General features: G+C 43.3%; 12 protein-coding genes. 1 reads left to right on the top strand and 11 read right to left on the bottom strand.

Annotated elements, in window-relative coordinates:
- Window positions 1-2: 2 nt before the first annotated feature.
- Entirely contained in the window at window positions 3-2,702 is a 2,700-nt protein-coding gene (locus BQ7997_RS07715; RefSeq protein ID WP_073345195.1) for an alpha-d-galacturonidase, read from the bottom strand.
- Window positions 2,703-2,923: 221 nt separating this feature from the next.
- Here BQ7997_RS07715 and BQ7997_RS07710 point away from each other — a divergent pair, with 221 nt between their 5' ends.
- On the top strand, window positions 2,924-5,356 hold the full coding sequence (locus BQ7997_RS07710; protein WP_073345192.1) for a sensor histidine kinase: 2,433 nt from the start codon (window positions 2,924-2,926) through the stop codon (window positions 5,354-5,356).
- Window positions 5,357-5,804: 448 nt separating this feature from the next.
- Here the strand turns inward: BQ7997_RS07710 and BQ7997_RS07705 are convergent, their stop codons facing one another.
- The 10 genes from BQ7997_RS07705 to BQ7997_RS07660 all read right to left on the bottom strand — a co-directional run bounded on the left by BQ7997_RS07705 (window position 5,805) and on the right by BQ7997_RS07660 (window position 22,566).
- Window positions 5,805-7,349, bottom strand: a complete 1,545-nt coding sequence (locus BQ7997_RS07705) for a hypothetical protein (protein WP_073345190.1) — start codon at window positions 7,347-7,349, stop codon at window positions 5,805-5,807.
- Window positions 7,350-7,371: 22 nt separating this feature from the next.
- On the bottom strand, window positions 7,372-8,943 hold the full coding sequence (locus tag BQ7997_RS07700) for an outer membrane protein assembly factor BamB family protein (protein WP_394333725.1): 1,572 nt from the start codon (window positions 8,941-8,943) through the stop codon (window positions 7,372-7,374).
- A gap of 3 nt (window positions 8,944-8,946) precedes the next feature.
- Window positions 8,947-10,659 carry a glycoside hydrolase family protein gene (locus BQ7997_RS07695; RefSeq protein WP_073345187.1) on the bottom strand — a complete coding sequence of 571 codons (1,713 nt, stop codon included), beginning with the start codon at window positions 10,657-10,659 and terminating at the stop codon, window positions 8,947-8,949.
- A gap of 13 nt (window positions 10,660-10,672) precedes the next feature.
- On the bottom strand, window positions 10,673-12,355 hold the full coding sequence (locus BQ7997_RS07690; protein WP_073345185.1) for a hypothetical protein: 1,683 nt from the start codon (window positions 12,353-12,355) through the stop codon (window positions 10,673-10,675).
- A 16-nt stretch (window positions 12,356-12,371) separates the two neighbouring features.
- Window positions 12,372-14,120, bottom strand: coding sequence for a RagB/SusD family nutrient uptake outer membrane protein (locus tag BQ7997_RS07685; protein WP_073346436.1), 1,749 nt, complete (start codon window positions 14,118-14,120; stop codon window positions 12,372-12,374).
- Between the two features lie 20 nt (window positions 14,121-14,140).
- Window positions 14,141-17,389 (bottom strand): TonB-dependent receptor, encoded by a 3,249-nt coding sequence (locus BQ7997_RS07680; RefSeq protein WP_073345182.1) that lies wholly within the window; start codon window positions 17,387-17,389, stop codon window positions 14,141-14,143.
- A gap of 374 nt (window positions 17,390-17,763) precedes the next feature.
- Window positions 17,764-18,519: a creatininase family protein gene (locus tag BQ7997_RS07675; protein ID WP_073345180.1), complete on the bottom strand. Its 756-nt coding sequence runs from the start codon at window positions 18,517-18,519 to the stop codon at window positions 17,764-17,766.
- A gap of 27 nt (window positions 18,520-18,546) precedes the next feature.
- Complete coding sequence (locus tag BQ7997_RS07670; protein WP_073345177.1) at window positions 18,547-19,539, bottom strand: FecR family protein; 993 nt, start codon at window positions 19,537-19,539, stop codon at window positions 18,547-18,549.
- 5 nt (window positions 19,540-19,544) lie between these two features.
- Window positions 19,545-20,165: an RNA polymerase sigma factor gene (locus BQ7997_RS07665; RefSeq protein WP_073345175.1), complete on the bottom strand. Its 621-nt coding sequence runs from the start codon at window positions 20,163-20,165 to the stop codon at window positions 19,545-19,547.
- A 196-nt stretch (window positions 20,166-20,361) separates the two neighbouring features.
- Window positions 20,362-22,566: an alpha-L-rhamnosidase-related protein gene (locus BQ7997_RS07660; protein ID WP_073345172.1), complete on the bottom strand. Its 2,205-nt coding sequence runs from the start codon at window positions 22,564-22,566 to the stop codon at window positions 20,362-20,364.
- Between the last annotated feature and the right edge of the window lie 3 nt (window positions 22,567-22,569).

Here is a 22,569-nt window from a genome sequence, read left to right as displayed (position 1 = left end):
TATTAATAGAACAGCCAATCCATTGTTTCTTCGTCTCCGGCAAGTCCGGCATTACGGGCTTTCGTATCCGCAGCAGTGAATCCCAACACTTGAAGATACCCTTTGGGCAACATCAAGGTATGCTTTCCTGGCGTGAAACTATATGCGTGTATATTTGCCAGAGGCATTCCGTTGATACGAACCGCGTTTGACAATACCGGTTCCGCCTGTCCGTAATCATTGGCGGAAGCGTCAATTTCCAATTTCGGAGCTTTCGCATATTTCTTTTGGTCGTCCTTGAAGTAAGCTACCATTAATTTTACCGGAGCGTCCGTCTCAAAAGTAATGCTTGTTCCCTTTTCGCGTTGCTCACTTCCATTGAAGCGGAATGCCTGCATACCTTTCAGTTCGGGAGCTACCGCTTCTATTTTGCCGGAAATATCAGTAAACAGGGAAATACCCTCATCTACTTTCACTGTCGGATAATTCGACATAAGTTTTACTGCGGCAGGAGCCCAGGCAGCGATTTCTACAGTTTCAGCAACAGCGTTTCCATTCTGCTTTTCTTTCAACAGGGCGAGATTGGCTTTGAAGTTCTCCAATTCCTTTTCATAATGTACCAGCAATTCTTTCCAAGTCTTATTCTTGCCATCATCTCCACCGATAGGAATACGGCGTTGTGCAGTCTGCATACTGTTTGCATACAAATAATGCCCGTCTGTCAGTTCCACCAGTTTGCGATAATGCTCCAAGCTTTGTTCCATCAACGGAATCGCTTCTTCCAGATTCTTGATATCCTTTCCCCATTGATAATCCAATACCAGTTTCGCAGCTTTCACCTTCAGGTTGAATGCATACGCAAATTCACGATAGCAATGCATATCATTCTGCAAACGTGCAAATTCATCCTTATTGGATGATACGGAAGCGGCTGCCTTGTCAATGGCCGCTACCGCCTTGTCTCCATGCTCTATTACCTGAGCTATAATATCCAGCGGCATTTCACCCACATGAGGTTGCTTCTTCCATTCTTTCTCTACATATTCAATCAGCTTCTCGCCTTCCGGCCCGCAGCTTTCATAGAATCCCGGATAAATAGTATATTTATAAGGATTGACAAGCTGACTCATAAACATACCCAGCAATAATGTCTGGCGATTTCCTTCCGTGATGCCAAAACGACGGAGCAGTTTCGGAGCAATCTCCCCGCTTTCTTCGTAAGCAACACGGATATTACCCGCATTTTCGTCAGATGTTCCGTAGAACTTGCCTAACTGCCGGTTCCAGTAACCTACCTCGTCCGTACGGTCACGATGACAATTCCATGCATAGCGTCCCCATGTCTGATACCAAATCCAGTCGCGGTCTAATTGGAATTCACGCTCGCCATCCGGCAGTTTGTCGGCAGTATAAGGCCAGTCCCAATAAGAAGCCTGCGGATAAAGATGCAGGGCATTGGCGCCATGTACATTGTGCATTGCCTGCACCGCTTTCTGAACAAAATCAGGAGAACCCCAACGGAACGGTTCCAAGTTTGCCAGGATATGTACATTGCTGATATGGATAGAACCCAGAGAACTCAAATCCGTATGAATCTTCGACCAGGGGCCGCGTGGCTCGTACGTTGTCAGAGACTCACCGTTGTACTTATGCATGGTATAAAGATTCTTATATATCGGCAGTGCGGCATCCATTACCAGTTTGCAGTCCGTATCGTGTGCACGCAACAAGAGAGGCGGCTCGTCCGTACGCCCCAATGCCTGCAATCCGTCCTTTACTCCCGGAATGATTGTTTTCGTAAACCATTCCACATCATCTTCTACCGTACACATCGCTTCACCCAGGCAGACAAGTAATCCTACATTCGGATACTTCTCAATAAAGGCGGCAATGCTCTTGCGTGTATAATCGGCAATCACCGGAGTGATGGGACGGTTACGATCCTGAGTTTTCAGTCCGTAATGTTCAGCAAACGGTTTTGAGAGAATGATATTATAGAACATCTGAATAACGAAAATACCACGCTTGTCCGCTTCTTCCGTAAGGAAAGAAAACATCTCCTCATTTTTCTTGAATGTTTCCTCGTCCACTTCCAGTGCAAACGGATAATCTTCCAGTTTCACCAACGACGCAAACGGGTGTCCGTTCCAGAGATACAGGGAATTCATACGGTTGGCAACCAGCATATCCAAGTATTTAATCCATTGTTCCTTATCATAGAACCACGGGAAACTCTCGGGCGTATAGGGATATTCATAAACACCGTGTCCCGGCAGATAAGTCATTTTCTGCAAACCGACACAAGCACCACGAAGCACCATTTCCGGCCCGTCCTTCAATTCTTCCGGAAAGTTCAGTTTGCCTTCCGAATCGTTCACACAGTCTATCAGTTCACGGCATCCGTAGATTACGCCGCTACCGTCCCTACCGGAAACTCTGGTAAGATTGCCGGCAGTCGTAATATGAAAACCCTCTTTCTTCAAAGTGGTATCATTCACTTCCGTCAGCAGAATTGTCTTTATTTCCGGATCGGAGAATGTGGTGTCTCCCTGTTGCATCATTACCTGATAGCCTGCTTTATCCAAGGTAGTCTGTAACTGCTCCGCACCGAACAGGACACGGTTGGACGCATCCGGCGGAGTCATAATTTTCACGGTTTGCTTGCCACACGCTGTCAATAGAAGTGCGCATGCCGCAAACATGAATAATTTGGTATTCTTCATTCTTCTGATATATATTATTAATTATATAAATTCAGTTCTTATCTAAGAGGAAGACGAAATAATCCTCTGTTTGTACTCATTCTACCATTTTGCCACTATCCGATACCGTAGTTCCACTTTTCGCTTTGCGCAAGTATGCAATCCCCTCATTATTTAAAAGTTATACTTATCTTTGCAAGCTAATTTCTCAAACAGTAAACAATAAACAAGGAACAAACAATATGAATGAACAATCAAAATTTGACTATGAAAAATACCTTCAGATAGCTCAAATGGCCAAAATGGGATGGTGGGAGTCAGATTTGAAAAATAAAGAATATATCTGCTCCGACTTTATTGTAGACTTGCTCGGTCTTGACAGTAACCGTATCAGTTTCACGGATTTTCATCAAAGAATACGGGAAGACCATCGGTTGCGGCTTAAAAACGAATTCCTGTCCCTCTCTAATCTGGAAATCTACGAACAGATGTTTCCCATGCAAGCCAAAGACGAAGAGATTTGGGTGTATTCCAAAATCAACTTTCAGAAGCCGGATAAAGAGGGCTATAGAAATATGGTCGGTTACCTGCAATGTATAGACAAGCCTTTCGATAACTCGAACGAAAATATAGATTTTCTTCAAGTCAACAGCCTGCTTTATCAGCAAAACAGTATTTCATATTCATTGCTTGCTTTTCTGCAAAGCGATGATACGCAACAGGTAATTGACCGGATATTAGGAGACATTCTCAAGCAGTTCAAAGGAGACCGCACCTATATTGTTGAAATAGATAGAGAGAGACAGGTACAGAACTGCACATATGAAGCGGTCGCAGAAGGGGTGTCTGAAGAACGGGACAATTTACAGAATATATTTTGGGATGATTCTTTCTGGTGGAACCGCCAAATTACGGACAGGAAATCCATTATCCTGAATACATTAAACGACATGCCTGCGGAAGCTCAGGAATATCGCACCTTGCTGGAAGCACAGGACATCAAGTCATTGATGGCAGTCCCGTTGGTAGCCAAAGACGAGGTTTGGGGATATATGGGCATTGACATGGTCAATACCTGCCGCAGTTGGAGCAATGTCGACCTTCAGTGGTTCTCTTCCCTTGCCAACATTATCAGTATCTGCATAGAGCTACGGAAATCGGAACTTCAGGCAAAAGAGGATCGCCGCGCTTTGGATCATAGTGAAAAGATTCTGAGAAATATCTATAAGAATCTGCCCGCAGGTATCGAACTGTATGATAAGGACGGGTATCTGGTGGACATCAATGATAAGGAACTTGAGATATTCGGCTTGGCTGACAAGAACGGAGCATTAGGAATCAACCTTTTCAATAACCCTAATATTCCCATAGAAGTAAAAGAAAAGCTGAAAGCTAAGGAAGATGTGAATTTCTCAATCAATTATGATTTCTCAAAAATAAAACAATATGTGAAAACCCACAGAACGGGAGTTATCAACCTTACAACCAAGGTTACTACTCTCTATGATTCGCAAAATCAATTTATCAACTATCTGTTCATCAATATAGATACGACAGAAACGACCAATGCATATACCAAAATACAGGAGTTTGAAAACTTGTTTCTTCTGATCGGTGATTATGCCAATGTGGGATTCGCCCATTTCAATGTGATGACAAGAGACGGATATGCACAGGATACATGGTACAGGAATCTGGGAGAACAAGAAGGGATTCCCATGCCGCAGGTTATCGGGGTATATTCTCATGTAGTTCCCGAAGACCAGGCAGTCTTAAGGAACTTTGTACGTGAGGTCAGGGAAGGGAAATCGACCAGTCTGCGCAAAGAAGTCCGCGTTTGCAGGGATAACGGCAAATATACATGGACAAGCATCAATGTGATGGTCAGGGATTATCGGCCGCAGGATGGAATTATTGACATGTTGTGTATCAATTATGATATTACGCCGCTGAAAGAGACTGAACAGAAATTGATTGTCGCCCGCGACAAAGCGGAAGAACTGGATCGCCTGAAATCTGCTTTCTTGGCTAATATGAGCCATGAAATACGTACTCCGCTCAATGCCATTGTCGGCTTTTCCAGTCTGATGGCGGAGACGGACAGCAGGGACGAACGGCAGGACTATATCAAAATCGTGCAGGAGAACAACGAGCTGCTCCTGCAACTTATCTCTGATATTCTCGACCTTTCGAAAATAGAAGCCGGCACATTCAATTTTGTATATACGAATGTGGATGTAAACGAGACTTGTTCAGAAATTATCAAGTCAATGGGTATGAAAGTGAGCGATGATGTAGAACTGATTCTTGAGAAAACAATGCCGGAATGTTACATCTACACGGATAAAAACAGATTCGTTCAAGTGATTAGTAACTTTATCAACAATGCACTGAAGTTCACCCAACATGGAAGCATTACTTTAGGATATGAACAAGAATCACATCAAAAAATCAAGTTCTATGTGCGCGACACGGGCGTAGGCATACCGAAAGACAAGCAAGATAGTGTATTTGAGCGTTTTGTGAAGCTGGACAGTTTTGTTCAAGGCACGGGGCTCGGACTTTCCATCTGCAAAAGCATCGTTTCGCAAATGGATGGGGAGATTGGCGTTGAATCAACCGAAGGAGTTGGTTCCTGCTTTTGGTTCACGCATCCGTATCATGTTGCCGACTAAATGAAGAAACTATTGACTTTTCCTTTTTTATTTCGTATATTTGCCATAACAAATCAGCCGGAATAAAAATGAAATATACAAAAATAAAGACATAAAGTAATAATTTGGAGACATGCCTGTGTATCCAAAAGAATATCAATGGGGTGAAATCTGCAACGATTCCACCCCGTTTTGTTTAATATATTCGGTATCGTTTAGTAAATTAGCCCGAATATTGTTTATTATAAACGTAAGACCCGTTTATAATAAACTGTTTCATTATTTATTAAAAACGCAAAATGAGTTTATTAGCATCTTGTATAATAAAAAGAGAACAGTTTAAAAGTAAGAATGGCATCAACATACTATTTATGAATATATCTATACATTTCAGGTAATAAATGAGCTTTACACTAATTCTCTTTTTCACTTACTACTCATAACAGTCCAAGCTATAATCATAATTGAGTTACTGCCGCTCCACAGGGATATCTATACCTTTGTCCGATAAGCCCGGTCCGCCACCGCCTGTATATCCACCGCTTTCACCCGTCTGCCATTCGGAAATCCAAAATGAATATAAATCGGCCTTATTCAGATAAAACTTAAACCGGAGCGTTCTTCCCGCTAAAGGCTTCAGTTCCGAATGATTCTTCCATGAAATCATCTGTTTCGTCTTATCCGACTTCTTCATTAATATGCAATCTCTTTTAGTGAATCCTTCTATGGGTTGCCCGTTATCATTCAGCACTTCTACCGCTAAAATCCCTTTCACATCTGCGTTTACAAACAAATAGTTCCCATTTGCCGGAATCTGGATTTTAATTTCCACATAACCTTCCTTTTTCCCTGCCCGCATCGAGACAAACCCGTCACGACGAAGCATCGCAAGCCCTGTGGCAAAGTTGGAATCATGTTTCGGCTTGCTATTATAGCGTCCACTGACATAAAAATAAAGAGAGTCTCCAACTATCAGAGGGTTGCCCGCAGTAGACTGTACATTACCCGCATTCCATGCATGAAAGTCCTCACTGACAGGAAGAAAAGGTTTCTTGTTTTCCCGATTCCAATGGAAACCGTCTTTGCTCCAACCTATCAGGACTTCATTTCTTTTTTGAATATTCAGGCTGTCGCAAACATTGTTCTCCGGGCCCTGCCAAACGGTGAAGTAGCCTAACATATAGCCTTCATACGGCATTGCTTCATGATTGTATATCTGTGGACGCAGCCCGGGGAATTGAGGATGACGCGGGTCATCCTCATCGGCATTAAACCAATAACGGATAAACTTATCGCTCTTGTTGTCATATATCCTATGTGCCAGGCTAACCAGCATTTCCGGGTCTTCATGTTCCAAATAGTTGCGTGAACGCCTATACACTCCATTTATGGTTTTCAATGACAGGACGTATTTCTTGCGGAACGGGTCGTAATAGGCCGCACAACGGTCGTACAATTCTCCCGAAAGAGCCTTCGGCGCACTCCAATGGATTCCGTCAGAAGAATATTTCAGTTTCATGCTGACCGTGAAACGATTGTTAAATTCTACAACAAACATTTTATAACGTTTTGTCCGGTCTTTCTCAAATTTGTCAAGCAATACGGAAACGCAATCATGTTCTAATGTATCTACGATATTGGTACTCGGAACAACGTCTAACTCCGGTTTTGTCCAGACTTTCCCGTCGGACGACTCTGCATAGCAAGTGACGAGTCCTAATAACTTCCCGCCACCGGCAGAATACCACATCTTGAATTTATGCTCTTCTTCATCATACCATACGCCACCGCTGAAAGGAGCGGCATAAGGGTCGCCGTTTATATTCAATTCCCATTTCTTGTCAGCTTTCAAAACAGGATTGCCTGAATAATAAACGGGCGAATGATGTATTCGTTGCAGATTTGTTTTCTCAATGAGTGTTGTATCAACAAAAAGGATACGTCCTGTTTGCCCGCATACGGAAACATTGCAGATTAATAATAAGAAAACTGTCAATAAAGAATATTTCTTCATAACTATCAGCCTTTTAAGATACTTACTTTTGTAAGCCCGTTCGTTGTGGATTCTGTCCTTTCATCGGCCACGCTGAATCTGCATAAGTTGTAGCTCCGGATGAGATACATACCATATCAGATGCGCCTGCGACAGCTTCTATGCCGACATATAAATATCCTTTTGAATCCATTACCGGACTGGAAGTACATTTTACTCCCAATTCAGCGGATGCAAGCAGACTACCGTCTTGTTTCACAATATAATAGATGGCTTTGTCCGAGATGATGTGGACATATCCTCTGTTATCAACGATTGGCACACAGTTGCTGACGTTCTCTGTTGTAGCATAATGCCATTTTAAAGTTCCATCCGGATTTAAAGCGATAACACCTGCCGAAGCTTCACCGGCAACAGCATTTCCACCGTTGGCATAAAGCGTTCCATCCGTACCAATCACAACACCACCGTTGACAATGGTGCCTGGAGTTTTATGTACCCATTTTTCCGTTCCGTCAGGATTCAAAGCTATAATAGCGCCACCTGATGTCAGTTCGGCTACGGTATAAATAGTTCCGTCCGCTCCTACTGTGTACGAGTTTCCTTTCAATGCCGTACCACCCAAATCTTTCTGATAAACAAACTTTTGAGTATCGGTAGCAAAATCATAACCGAAATATCCCGTATTCTTGGAAGAACCGAAATAGATAGTTCCATCTTTCGACAGAGACATACCGGACAACACTTCCACATCTAAAGCTATTTCTTTGACTATATCACCGGCCGGACTTAATACGATAAGTTTCTTTCCCCGATGTCCGAAATAAATATTACCGGATGCGTCAATAGCCGGAGTGACAGCATACAAATTGGAATCGGCGGCTTTGTACGCCCATTTCCTGCTGCCGTTGCTTCCTACGGCAAACAAGAATAATGCACGGGGATGTTCAGCAGTAGCCGGCTTCAAATCGCGAACCACAATATATACATCTCCATTCGGTCCCACTGCCGGACTTGCATATACCATGCTTGCCCCTCCGCCCGGATTCAGTTCATTCATGTTGGCAGTTACGTCAAATGCCCATTTCAGTGTTCCGTTTTCCGTATCATAAGCATAAAGTTTCACGTCGAATGCTCCTGTGGAAGTCTGGTCGGTAATCATATAAACCGTTTTACCGTCAGCCGACAATGCGGGTGAGACTGTACTTTCAATAGCTCCGCCCATTTCCTTCTGCCACATTACATTGATTGCTTTAGCGGGGTCCAGAATGGTAAGGTCTTTCTTGGCTGTCGCGCTCAAACCGTTATTGTCCGTCACCGTCAGTTTAATGGTAAATGTACCGTCCGACGGATAAACGAAAGTTGGGTTCTGTTCCGTTGAGACAGATTTCTTTGCGTCTCCAAACTCCCATAACCATGCTATTATCTGATTCCCTTCATCGGGCACGGACGCATCTTTAAAGACAGCAGCCTGTCCCAATTCATACATACTTTCACCAATGGTAAAGTCTGCCTTTGCCGCAGTGTTATAATATACCTTATCCTCTTCGCAAGAAGAAAATGCAAGAATACAAATCAATGATAATAAATAAGCTAATCTGTTCATAGTATTCATTTTTTAATTGGTTTTATCTATTCCGGAAATATTCAGCCCGGGACCTCCGCCAGCGGTGTATCCCATACTTTCTCCGTTCACGGAAGGAGAAATCCAGAAAGCGAATATTTCACCGTTATCAATATAGAATTTCACTTTCAGTTGTTTGTCCTTCAAAGAGGATAACGAAGCGTTTCCTGTCCATTCAATCCTCGCTTTTACATTATCCCCTTTAAAGGCTTTGCACTCGTCTTTTGAGAATCCTTCGATTACTTTATTGCCGGAGTCTAAAAGTTCAACTTTCATTTCTCCCGTAACGTCGGCATTCACAAAGAAGTGAGAACCGTCAAATTTCAGTAAGGAAGTTTGCAACTCTCCTGTTCCTTTCATAGACGCAAATCCATCGCGGCGAAGCATGGCCAGTCCGGTAGTGGTAATCTCCTGTGTGCCTCTCAAACGACGGCCGCTCAGATAGAAATAGAGTTTGTCGCCTACTATTAACGGCGCTCCGGCTACGGATTGCAAATTGCCTTGGTTCCATGCGTCCGGAGTTGTCGTATTTACGGCATGGAAAGGAGCCATGTCCTCACGAAACCAACTGTAACCGTCGCGGCTATATCCCACCATGACCTGATTTCTCTTGATTACGTTGTCCGAAGCGCATACATCATTTTCCGGTCCTTGCCATACGGAGAAGAATCCCAACATAATACTTTCATAAGGGGTGGCATCCTGATTGTATATCGCAGGAGCGATGTCCGGATAGTCAGGATGACGCTGTTCGTTCGCCCACGGACCGAACCAAAATGCACTCAATAATGCTTCCGCTTTTTTTGTGCCGGCTTGCGGGTCGGCATTTTCATTATAATCCCTTGCACGGACTAATTTGTTTGCGTCTATCCGGACATTGTGCCGCATACTATATACCCATACGTTCCTGAACGGATTCTTATAGACTGTGGAGCGGTCGGCAACCGGTTCCGATTGTGCGGCGGCACGCCAGACCTTGCCATCTGAAGAAGTTTTATAATTATATCTCCATTTTCCGGCTTCACGCGCCACTAAAAACATCTTGTATCTTTTCGATGCATTGCTTTCCTGTTTATCCATCCAAATAACGGATGCATCACGTTCCGAGTTATAGTCAACGATATTTGTTCCGGCTACAACGGAAAGAGTCGGTTTCGTCCAGTTGATTCCGTCCGTTGATTCCGCATAGCAAGTCACTCCCGCCCCACTGGTTGCATAAGAGCCGCCACCTGCCATATACCACATCTTGTATTTTCCTTCCTTTTCGTCATACCATACCCCGTCGCTGAAAGGAGCGGCAAATGCCGCACCTTTTGTCCCGGTTTTCTCCCAATCCTGTTCCGGTGTCAGTATCGGATTGCCCGAATAATATTCAGGATAATAGAAAGTACGTTTCAGATTGGTGGATTCTATCAGGAAATTGTCTACGAACAACTGGCGTCCTACCGAAATATTAATAACAGAAGGCTTATCCGACAGATAAAAAGGTGACATTCCCTTTTCCAGTTCAGACGAAGATGAACGTACCGGCGGCCACTGTTCGGGCAGACGAATCCCGTTGTACAATAACCGTGAATCTACCGGCTCTTCGCCAGGCGGAACCACGACCGGGGGATTATTGTCTCCACCCGGAGTATCATCACTACCACCGCAAGCTATCAGCATACAAGGCAGGAAGAATAGTAGTATATAAAATAAACGTTTCATAGTTATTTACTTTTTATTGGTTTGTAGGGACATCTATGCCGCTAGCTGACAGTCCTGGCCCGCCGCCGCTTGTATATCCGCAGCTTTCGCCCGTTTGCCACGGAGAAATCCAAAATGCGTATATATCAGCGTTATCCAGATAGAATTTCAGTCGGACAGCCTTCCCGACGAGTGATGCCATATCCCGGTGTTTCTTCCATGTGACCAATTGTTTTGTCTTATCCGTTTTCTTCACCGGCACACAGTCTTTCCGGGTAAATCCTTCCAATGGTTTCCCATTTTCATCCAGGATTTCTACGCTCAGGCTACCTTTTACATCTGCATTGATAAAAAGATGCTTGCCGTCAAAACGAATCTTCTCCGTCAGCAGATAACCGTCCTTATCTCCATGCATGGATACAAAACCATCCCTGCGCAAAGTAGCCAGTCCGGTAGATGTGTAGCTATCCCACATAATCTTGTTTCTTTGGCGTCCGCTGGAATAGAAATAAAGTGAATCTCCTACTACCAGAGGCACTCCGTTGATAGACTGCATATTTCCCCAGTTCCATGCTCCTTCTGTCTCATTCACTGCCATGAAAGGCTTGAAAGAAGGACGGTAGAAATGGAAGCCGTCACGGCTATACCCTAGAAAGATTTCATTCTTTTTCTGAATCCCCAGTTTGGCGCAGACTCCATTCTCCGGTCCCTGCCATACACTGTAAAGTCCCAACATGATACTTTCGTAAGCAATGCCATCAAAATTGTAAATACCGGGGTCGACTTCCGGAAACTCCGGATGACGCGGCTCTTTATCACTCGGAGTAAACCAGTAGACCATATTCTTGTCCGGCACTCCTTTTCGGATACGATGTGCGAAACTTACTGCCATTTCGGGGTCTTTATTTTCCAGATAGCTGCGTGAACGGGAAGAGACTTTTGTCCCATAACGCATGCTCAATGCCCACACATCACGGAACGGATTGTAGAATGCCGATGAACGGTCGTATAAATCACCGGACTGGGCTACTCCCTCTCCCCAATGAATCCCGTCTGACGAGTATTTCAAGATAAATTGCCATCTGCGGTCGGTGGGACGGCGTTCGACATTGAACATCTTGTACCGTTTGGACGGGTCTTTCTCCTGTTTGTCCAACCAGATAGTGGCTGCGTCACGATTGCAGGTATCTACAATATTGGTCTGGTTCCAAATATCCAGTACAGGTTTTGTCCAGTGCTTGCCGTCTTCCGATTCGGCATATCCGGTATAAAAGGTCTGATTGTCTCCTTTGTGAAGGACACCTGCACCTGCCAGGTACCACATTTTGAACTTCCGGTCTTTTTCGTCATACCATATCCCGTCACTGAAGGGGGCAGCGTAGAGCCCGCCTTCGGTTGTCTTTTCCCATTCCTTGTCAGGGCCGAGTACCGGATTCCCTTCGTAAAACCGGGGAGTATGGATGACTCTGTCCAGATTGGTTTCTGCAATCAGAAAGGAATCAACAAATAGTTGCCGCCCTATATTTACCGGGATTACTCCCGGCTTTTGTTTAAGATAGGGTATCGGCATATCTTGTGCCTTTTGTGGCTCCTCATAGCGGGGCGGCCATTGTTCAGGCAGGTGTATGCCATTGTAAAGTACTTCTGTCTGGGCAATAGTTATGCCCGGTACTACCAAACTGAACAGTAGTACCGCAATATTTTTCAAATTTATCATGCTAATTCTTTCTTAGTTAATATCCCGGATTATTTTCTGTGATATAAGGATTGGAATTCACTTCATTAATAGGAATCGGCAACCATTCGTGCTTGTTGGTGACGAATCCTTTAAAGTCATCTGCCGATATGAACTTCTTGAAGTTAGGATCAGATTCCTGCAATTCCGTAAAACGGCTGGCCAGCTTGCCCCAACGGAGCAAATCATAGAAACGATGCCCTTCCAAGGCAAATTCCAGGATTCTTTCATTCTGAATATCAGCCATAGTTACGGAAGGGAGTTCGCTCATGTTGGCGCGTCCGCGTACTTTGTTTACTGCCTGCAAGGGTGTCATATTCGATGCTTGTGCACCACCGCTGACGACAGCTTCCGCATACATCATCAACACATCGGCATAACGGATATATCGCCAGTTCACTCCATGGGCACGCGGCTGATTATATACATACTCCTTGACGCCTGCACCTACACCGACCAGTTTAGGAGTTCCGTCTGCTTCCGTTTGTGTAGGCATGGAACAGTCAATCCCTTTCCTGATACCCGCTTTGAATGGGTGTGCCAAAGGATTGGATACAGTAGCAAATCCTTCTTTTCCATTCTTTGCAGGATAAAGTTCTTCCCATTTATAGCCACCGGGGCCTTCCAGACGTACCGGATTGCCACCTGCGTCATTTCTCAAATGAATGCTCGCATCCAAATCATTGAATATCATTGTGGAGAACATCCGGATATCCGTATAGCCGTCTTTGTCTATCGAATTCACGAAAGCGTTATAGAGCCAGTTATGCACTACACCTTCATAACCTACTCCCGCTCCCGGCAACATCAGTCCACGTGAATCGAACGCCAGACCGGAAGTGGCAAGTCCCGGATTGAATCCTGCATTATCGACATCGCCCAAGAATTGAAACTCAAGGATTGATTCTTCATTATTTTCATGGGCGACATCAAAATTATCAGCATAATTTTTAGTCAGGTCATAAGTTCCGTACTTTCCGTCTATAATATCACCAAATTCTTTGGCGGCTTCACTGTAAAATGTAGTCTTGTCTTCGCCATAATTTTGCTCGATTCCACTACGGTAGAGATAAGCTTTTCCCAATAAGGCGGCTGCGGAAGCTTTTGTCACGCGACCGGCATTCTTGCTGTCCCAATATCCCTTCACGGGCAACAGTTCTTTCGCATGTGCCAGGTCTTCCTGAATAAAGTTCCATACAGCGGCAGGTTTCTCTAAGGGACGAACATAGTCATCACCGTTTCTCGGCATCTGTCTGATGGGAGATATGTTCCGGAAATTAATCAACAGGTAATAGTGCGCAAAGGCTCTCCAGAAATAGGCTTCACCCATATATGCGTTCCGCAGTTCTTCATTGCCGCTAAAATCGACAGACGGGGCGGTTTCAATGATGTAGGATGCTTGGGAAGCGGTGGTGTACATCAACGTATAAGGTTGCTCAATGGTGTAATAACTGGCATTCAAGTCGGCACCAAACATACCCGGTTTTCCATAATCCGAATTGGACGATGCTTCGTCAGAGCGGATTATCGTTGTCTTGGAGCCGGAAGCTCCCAGGCAGCGTTGCGTAGACATATATCCGTACATGGTCATCACTGCGTCATTCACAGCGGACGGACTGGTGAAATAAGCTCCCATACTCGGCTGATTCGGATTGATAGCCAGGTCATCAAAGATACCGTTACATCCGTGTAATATCAAGCCGCCTGCCAAGATAAATGCGGCATATACTTTCTTATAGTTTTTCATATGAATCATATTTTTAGTTATCAGAATGAAGCGTTAAAACCAAAAGTGAATGTCCGGGCATTGGGGTATGAACTGATGTCAATGCCACGTGAGAACAATACGTTAGAACTTACTTCGGGGTCATAACCGGAGTATTGGGTCAGTGTAAACAAATTCTGCACACCTGCATAAACACGCAGCTTATTGAACCGGATTGCTTCCAGCCACTTTTTAGGCAGTGAATAGCCTAACTGAAGGTTCTTCAGACGTAAATAGGAACCGTCTTCAACATAAAATTCACTCGGCAGGGAGTTTCCGCCACTTGTGTTTTGGGTTTTCATGACAGGTATTCCCGTATTCTTATTTGTTTTCGTCCATCCATTCATAGCCTCTTTGACCACGTTGTTGGAATAATCAAAATAATAGGTGTACTTTTTCTGATTGAATATATCATTTCCCTGCACTCCCTGGAAGAAAACAGTCAAATCAAAGTCCTTGTATTCCATGTTGATGTTCAAGCCGTATGTAAAGTCAGGGATAGGGCTGCCCAGAATGACTTTATCATTTGCATTGACTACTCCATTCTTGTCCGTATCCGCAAAGATGAAATTTCCTTCCGCATCAAAACCATCAATCTTATAGCCATAGAATGAACCGATAGCTTCTCCCGGCATGGTAATGGAAGCAGCATCATTAAAGTAGCTGGACATTGCGCCGGAAGTAATCGGCTGCACGTTTTCCCCCAATGATAATACTTTATTTTTCAACGTTGCAATATTGAATGTCGCATCTATATGGAAGTCTTTCGTCAATTGTTTCCTGTAATTCATCATAAACTCCCATCCTGTATTTTTTACGGAAGCTGTATTGACGTACGGTTTTTCACGTGAACTGTTGATTTCAAAGATTTGCCCGGAAGACAGGTTCAAGTCAATCTGCGCCAACAAATCTACGTTCTTTTTCACGAAATAGTCTAATGATAAAGTCAGGTCATTGTTGAAGAAGCCCAGTTCGATACCAATATCTGTGGTTTTGGCAGTTTCCCATTTCAGGTCTTTCGATTTCAGATAGGCTGCGCGTCCTGTCACATAGCGCTCTCCGCCTACCGTGTAGGGAATAGGCCCATAAGCTATCGCGTCGAAATTATAGGGGTTGAGGAAGTTGGCTCCCAACTCACCGTAACTGGCTCTAATCTTCAATTTGCTCATTACAGGATTTTGGAACCATTTCTCCTGATGTACATTCCATCCGGCGGAAACAGAGGGGAAGTAACCTACCCTATTGTCTTTATGAAACTTGGAAGATTCGTCCCGGCGGATACTCAAGGACAGCAGATATTTATTATCATAATCGTAGTTCACACGGGCGAAGAAAGAAAGCAATGCCGCATTACTGTCGCCTGCCGAAATCTTGCCATCTTCATTTTGGAATCCGGTGATATCCGTTCCACCCAAGTCGTTAATGGTAGAGTTGGTCATGTAGCGATAGTATTCTCTCATCCAGCTTGTTCCTAGTAAAGCGTCTATTGAGTGACGGTTGAATGTCTTGTTGTAAGTCAGCAAGTTATCAATCGTATAAGTAAATTCTTCACCTCTTGTTTCCGATACGCTGTTGCGTGTATTGCCGTAATCTTTATCGGGAGTTCCATCTGAGTTCCATTTTGTGTAGTACTCAGGTGTATGGGTATAATTATGCTTATTGCTATAATTTCCGCTTAACGATAATTTGTATTTTAAGCCGCCCCAAATATCCAGTTGGGCGTTCAAAGAGCCGATTAAATCCGTCACTTTATTGAACTGGTCAGTATAATGCAATGGGGCTATCTTATTCTGCGCCTTGCCATCTTCGGGGTTGATGTAATAATCAGGGCCACCCGAAGTAAACCGTCCTTGTTCATCATAAATAGGTAATGTTGGCAAAGCTATGTTGAAAGCTGTTGTAGGAGTTTTATCCTTATGGGTCAGTCCGAGGGTTTCGGAAAATGAGAAACGCCCTTTTTTATAAGAGGTATTCAGGCGGAAGTTATAACGTTTGTAATCTGAATAAATCGTCATGCCGGTCTGGTCAAGATAACCGAGGCTTGTACTGAAAGTAGAGTTGTCTCCACCACCTGCGATACTGGCATTCAGGTTCCATACCGGGGCAAACTGTATCCATTCTTTTGACCAGTCGGTATTCAGGTTCGGATTGGTAGGATTATCATTCTCCGGTGCATGAGGCAAGCCACTGTTATCTGCCACCATATTGGCAAATTCTCTCCATTCCGACGCATTGAGAAACTCTGGAATATTAGTCGTTTTCTGGAAAGCGAACGAACCGTCTATCTGAATGACGGGCTTGCCGGACTTTCCTTTCTTTGTAGTAATCAAAACGACGCCATTGGCTGCACGTGAGCCGTAGATAGCGGCAGCCGCACCGTCTTTCAGTACTTCGATAGATTCAATGTCATTGGGATTCAATGAGCTTAATCCGGCATTACTGAATGCTCCGTCGATGACATACAGAGGTTCGGTAGCGCCAAAAGAAGCGGCACCGCGAATCACGATGTTGACATCTGCTCCCGCCACACCGGCTTGCTGTACGATGTCTACACCCGGTGTACGTCCTTGTAAGGTTGAAGCGACATTGGAAGATACCTGTTTGCTGATTTCCTGGGAAGAGATGGAAGCGACTGCACCTGTCAGGCTTGATTTCTTCTGCACGCCGTAACCGACTACTACGACTTCATCCAGAACTTCCGTATCGTCCTGCAACTGGATAGAATATGAGTGCTTATTCCCTACCTTTACTTCCTGTGTCTTATAACCGATATAGCTGACAGCCAGAAGTGCATCTGCCGGAGCATCCAATGTAAAGTTACCATCTACATCTGTCACAGTACCTGTCCCCGCTCCTTTCACCAATACACTGGCACCAATTACCGGTTCGCCTTTGGTATCTGTCACGGTTCCCGTTATTTTCTTTGTTTTCTGATTTCCTTGTGATGTAACGGGGGCTTCTTTTGCTTTGAGGTATATTTTCTTCTCCCCAATTTCATAAGCCACATTGGTACCCGCAAATAAGTCATCTAATACTTTGGAAAGGTCTTTGTCTTTTGCCTGAACGGAGACAATCCGTTCAGGGTTGACAATCGTACGGCTGTAAGCTACCGTAAGCCCTGTCTGTTTGGTAATGAGCGAAAATACTTTCTCCAACTTGACTTGTTGAAGATTCATTGTTATTTTCTGAGCCGATGCCGCAAGACTTACAGCAAAGCTCAATAACAATACAAGCAATACTCTGTTCTTCATACTTAGTTTGTTTAAAGTTATAAATAGGTTCTTAATCTCTTTGTATTTAGTGGACACACGAGATTAAGAAGCGGGTGAGGGAAAAAGCGTTTTTTTCTGAGGTTTTTTTATTTTCAATAAAGATTCTCGTAGTAACAAGTTCGTTTTCAATAAGATATGATTTAGCTTTTATTTGTAGGAAAATGGAATATAAAAAGAAAAGTCCTTCCGGATTTTATTTTCAGAAGGACTTATATCAATAGATTCGGTTTCTTGGTTATTCGTTAGAAACAGTCTTTTGGGATAGTGACGGTATCCTGTCCACATAGTGACGCTATACTTACCGGATACCGTCACTATCACGCAAGGATAGCGTCACTATATTTTTTTGCAATCTAGTAAAGTTCCTGATTCACCAATTCGTCAAAGAGCTTTGCATATTTTTCCGCAACTGCTTCTGCAAACTTTTTACCTTTTTCCGCAGAAGCTCCACGCGGGTCGCCGACACCGGTATCTTTGGATACTTTTCCCCAGTTTCTGGGAATCCACGCCACCTTTTCATTCAAAGACTGTATGGCAAAGGTTTTGTATTCTCCATTCCCTGCTTCTTCAAGATTGACCAGTTCGGGATGATAATGCATCATCACTGACGTCTCGACTTCATCCGCATGGTCGCCCGGATTTTCAAAATAGTCCTTTACCTTTAATACGGTGTACCATTCACTTGATGCTATCAGGAAGTCAGGATAGTCTACCGACAAATCACGAATCATACTTTTAAAAGTATTGCCGCCATGCCCGTTGATTATTACCAATTTCCGGATGCCTTGGGCATAAAGGGAAGAAACAATATCCGTCAATATGGCTTTCTGCGTTTCATAACGCGTATGGATACAGAAGGGTAATTCCCGTTGTCCCGGATTTTGTGACCCCATGCCGACGGGCGGCATGACCATGCAGTTCACGCCATATTCCTGTTTAGCTATCAATGCGGCATCAACCGCTACATCATGAGAAAGAATACAATCCGTCATATATGGCAAATGCAGATTATGAGGTTCGGTAGCTCCCCACGGCAATACCACAATATCATATTTCCTGTCTTTTACTTTTCCATAACAAGATATGGATAAATCAACTTCTTTATTCATATGCCTTATTTATTTCTAATGATTATATTATTTCATTTTTACTATCACTTCTTTCTTATCTTCATTGTACTCAAACTTCACCGAAGCGATTTTCTCTAAATCCATCAATACTTTCTCTAATAATGTATTGTCCGATGTCAATGTATAGACATACTTCAAAGCCTGCCCGTCTTCTACTTTAAAGTCCACATCATACCAGCGGTTCAATACCTTGATGACTTCCGGTAGCGGAGTATCTTTAAATACTATCACATTCTGTTTCCACATTGACAAGCGTTGCATATCGTTCATTTTGGATATGGTGCACTGCTTGTTCTCTTTGTTATATACCAATCTTTCGCCGGGTTGCACCGGGTATTTCTTTTCCGTAGGCAGAGTCATATTTATATTTCCTTCATCCAAACATACTACAATATCCTTGTTTTCCGGATAATCCTGTACATTGAAAGAAGTTCCCAATACGTGAATTGCCGGCCCGTTCAGGTTGACAATAAAAGGACGGTTCTTATTCTTGGCCACTACGAAATAGGCTTCTCCTTCAAGAAAAACTTCCCGGGTGTTTAAAGCAAACTTCTTGGGATATCTTAATTTCGAATCAGAATTGATATATACTTTTGTTCCGTCCTGAAACATGATTTGTATGCGTTCGCCTTTATCTACAACTACTTCTTCGTATTCGGAAGTGCCGAACAGGTCTACTTTTGAATTAAGTTGTATATAAAGTCCGACAATCAAGACAACAGGAATCAATACAGCTGCAACCCGGAAACAGATACGTTTCAACTTCTTCATACGAATGTTCTTCCGTATCTGCTCTTGTATTTTCTTTGAAGGGATATCATGGTCTACATATAAGTCTGCAAACTCATTTTTTATAAGCTCGGAATCCCGTGTCATAGCAGCTTCCAGGTAGTCGCTACCCTCTTCCGTAGCAAACCACTCTGCCACATATTTTGCATTTTCCGGACTGGCAATTCCTGCCAGTACTTCTTCTATTTGTTTATCAGTAGGTCTGTTCATCTTTATCACTTTATTAAATGGACACTCAAAAAGGTCATTAGTGTGGCAAATGCAACAATTATTAACATCTTACTTAAATGGATACGGAGAAGTTTCAGTGCTTCCGAATAATGCGTCTTAATAGTGTTTACAGATAAATTCATCCGTTCCGCTATCTCCTGATTCGTCAGTTCTTCCTGAACTTTCATCAGGCAGATGTCCCTTTTCTGAGCAGGAAGCATATCCACAGCTTTATAAAAACTGGACATCAACTCTTTCTTCTCCAAATTTTCTATCAGATTATCTTCGTAAGGTGAAGCGATTTGTGCCATCTCATAGTTCTTTGCAATAGCGCTGTTTTCATTGCGAATCAGGTTCAGGACATGATTTTTCGTCATTGTAAAGAGGTAGTTTTTCAGGCTGATTCCCACATGTAATTCCGAGCGGAATTCCCACATACGAGTGAAGACGTGCTGCACTACATCTTCTGCCATATCAGAACTCATTAAATAACGGTAAGCTAATACATACAATAGTTTATGATATCTTTCATAAACTTGGGTGAAAGCTCTTTCATCACCTTGTTCTATCAAGGCAAAGAGTTTTTCATCATCTGTATCAGTATATTGGTCAATCTTGTTATTCATTCTCCGGATTTTGTTTACTTGTTTCCAAAAGAACTAAAAGTATATTACTTGCTTCTCTCTTTATGAAGAGCAAATGTAGCAAATTCCCTAGAAAACTTAGAGGTATTTACGAAAAAAGTCCCCGATTAACAATTCCCCTTTTCTAATGAGGGATTATCAATCAAGGACTTCATCCACTAACTAATTAACAAATAGATTACAAACGATAGGTAATAATTCTTTCTTCCGGCGAATCAATCCAAAGACGCCATGTGTTTTCAGATACTTTTTCTGCTGTTCCTATGTTGGCTTTCGGTTGGCGGCTGCTCTTAATGGTAAGGTAACCTTTGCCTTCCGTTGCCTTTACTTTGATTGTTTTCTTGTCCATATAGATATGGATGTCTCCATTCGGAGTGGGCACGGTGCCTTCCATCCATTTCAATCCTCCCAATACAGGAGCAATGGAGAATTCCTTATATCCTTCTTTTACAGGTTTTACTCCCAAGTAATATTTGCCTAACAGATAGATAGGACTAGCTCCCCAAGCATGACAGAGACTTTTTCCGTAAGGACGGCCATACATGGCAAGATGCTGCGTTCCGGTTTCTTCGGGGTTGTATTTCTCCCAAAAAGAGGTTGCACCTTCTTTCAACATTCCGCCCCAATAGGCTTTCATTTCTTTCATTACCGCCTCTTGTTCACCAAGTGCGCAGAGGGCTTCCAGTTCGTAAAAGCGCATATAAGGGGTTGTTATTTTCAATATACTATCGTTCAAGAGAACTGATTTTTTAATAGCTTGTTGCTTCTTAGCATCCAAGTATTGAAAGAATACGGAAAACATATTTGCATAGCGGGTCACTGCATCACTTTGCTGACCATTCACACAATTATGTACAAAGGCTTGTTTTTGGTCATTCCAAAAAGTTGGTTCCAACTTTGCTTTCAAAGCATCAGCCAGTTTTTCGTATTTCTGTTTACTATCTGCATCCCCGACCAGATCTGCACACAAAGCCATTGTTTCAAGACTTCTGCAGAAAAGAACTTGTTCAAAGGAAAGTTCGCCCTTCTTATCCAAATAGCCGTCCGCCCAATCTACAAATACCCAGTCACCGGTCATACCTTCCACCATGCCATTCTTATTGGTACGTCCCAGTACGTAGTCCATCATCGTCTGCATACGCGGATAGAGTTGGGTTACAAAATGACGGTCACCGCTATACATATAATAATCGTATACGCTAAGGAACCAATAGAATGTATAATCCATGATTGTATTACTATGACTCGTCACGGGGTCTTTACCACGAAGCAGCCAAATAGTGCGTTTCACTGATTCGTTATCGAAGAAAAGATAGTAATTCATCAGATAACTTTGGATGGCATCACCGCTCCAGACCCAACGGTCGCGCTTGATACCGTCAATGAAAAACTCACGGGTAGTGAGATGCATCGTATAGGCTCCCACTTCCCAAATCCGGTTCAGTTCTTCATCATTACAACGGAAGCTGCCACGATATTCTTCGGGAAGATATTCATATTGCATGGAGACATCACCGATTGTCACTCCCGGTTCATGGGTGATATAGACATAACGGAAAGCCTTGCTATTCTCTAATGTATATCCATTATCAGAATCATTCAAGGGGGATGTACTGCGTATGGCAAGGTCGGTCATCCGCCCCTTTTCCAATAGAAACTTATCCAAGGTTTCGCAATAGGCTTTGTCTTTGGCCTCTTCCGGACTTTCACCATAATAGATTTCAATAGTGCCTTTTCCCGAAAGATTCTTCAGGGTGATATATCCGAAGGTTTCTTTTCCGAAGTCATACAGAATACCACCTTCGGGTTGCTCTGCCTTGGAGACAGGTTGATGCGGTTCACGCGTTAATTTAAACTGTGAAGGACGTTGGGTGGCTCCGTCAAAGTTCCAACATCCGGCATCCATGTAAATAGTGGCGGATGTGTCACTGGCTTTACCGCTTTCGTCAATCCATTCTTTATCCTCATAGGTCACCCGCCAGGAAGAATCAGAGTTGACTGTTTTTCCTTTTACATAGATTGCAGGTGGTGTAGACTGATTCCAAACCTTTATATTCAAGTTGTGCTTACCGGCAGGAAGAGTCATCGTTTCCGGCATGCCGAATTGGAGTTTTCCATCTAGCTTAACACTGTATTTTCCCTCGGCAGCAATGAATATTTCTTCCGGTTCGGCGAGATTCAGTTGTTTGCTGAACTCTACGACTACATAGTGACTATCTGTTTTCCAAAAAGGGGGGAAAAATGCACCACGTTCCGTACGTCTGTTGTTCATTTGGTTGCCTAACCAAATTTCATAATCTCCCGGATACCATATCCAGGTTTGTGCAAATGTGCTGCTTGCCAAAGATAAGGCAGCCAGTAATATCTTATATTTCTTTTCCATTGT

This window comes from Bacteroides congonensis (assembly GCF_900130125.1).
Taxonomy (GTDB): domain Bacteria; phylum Bacteroidota; class Bacteroidia; order Bacteroidales; family Bacteroidaceae; genus Bacteroides; species Bacteroides congonensis.
Note: the sequence above shows the minus strand (reverse complement) of the source record. Positions and strands in the feature narration are given on the sequence as shown.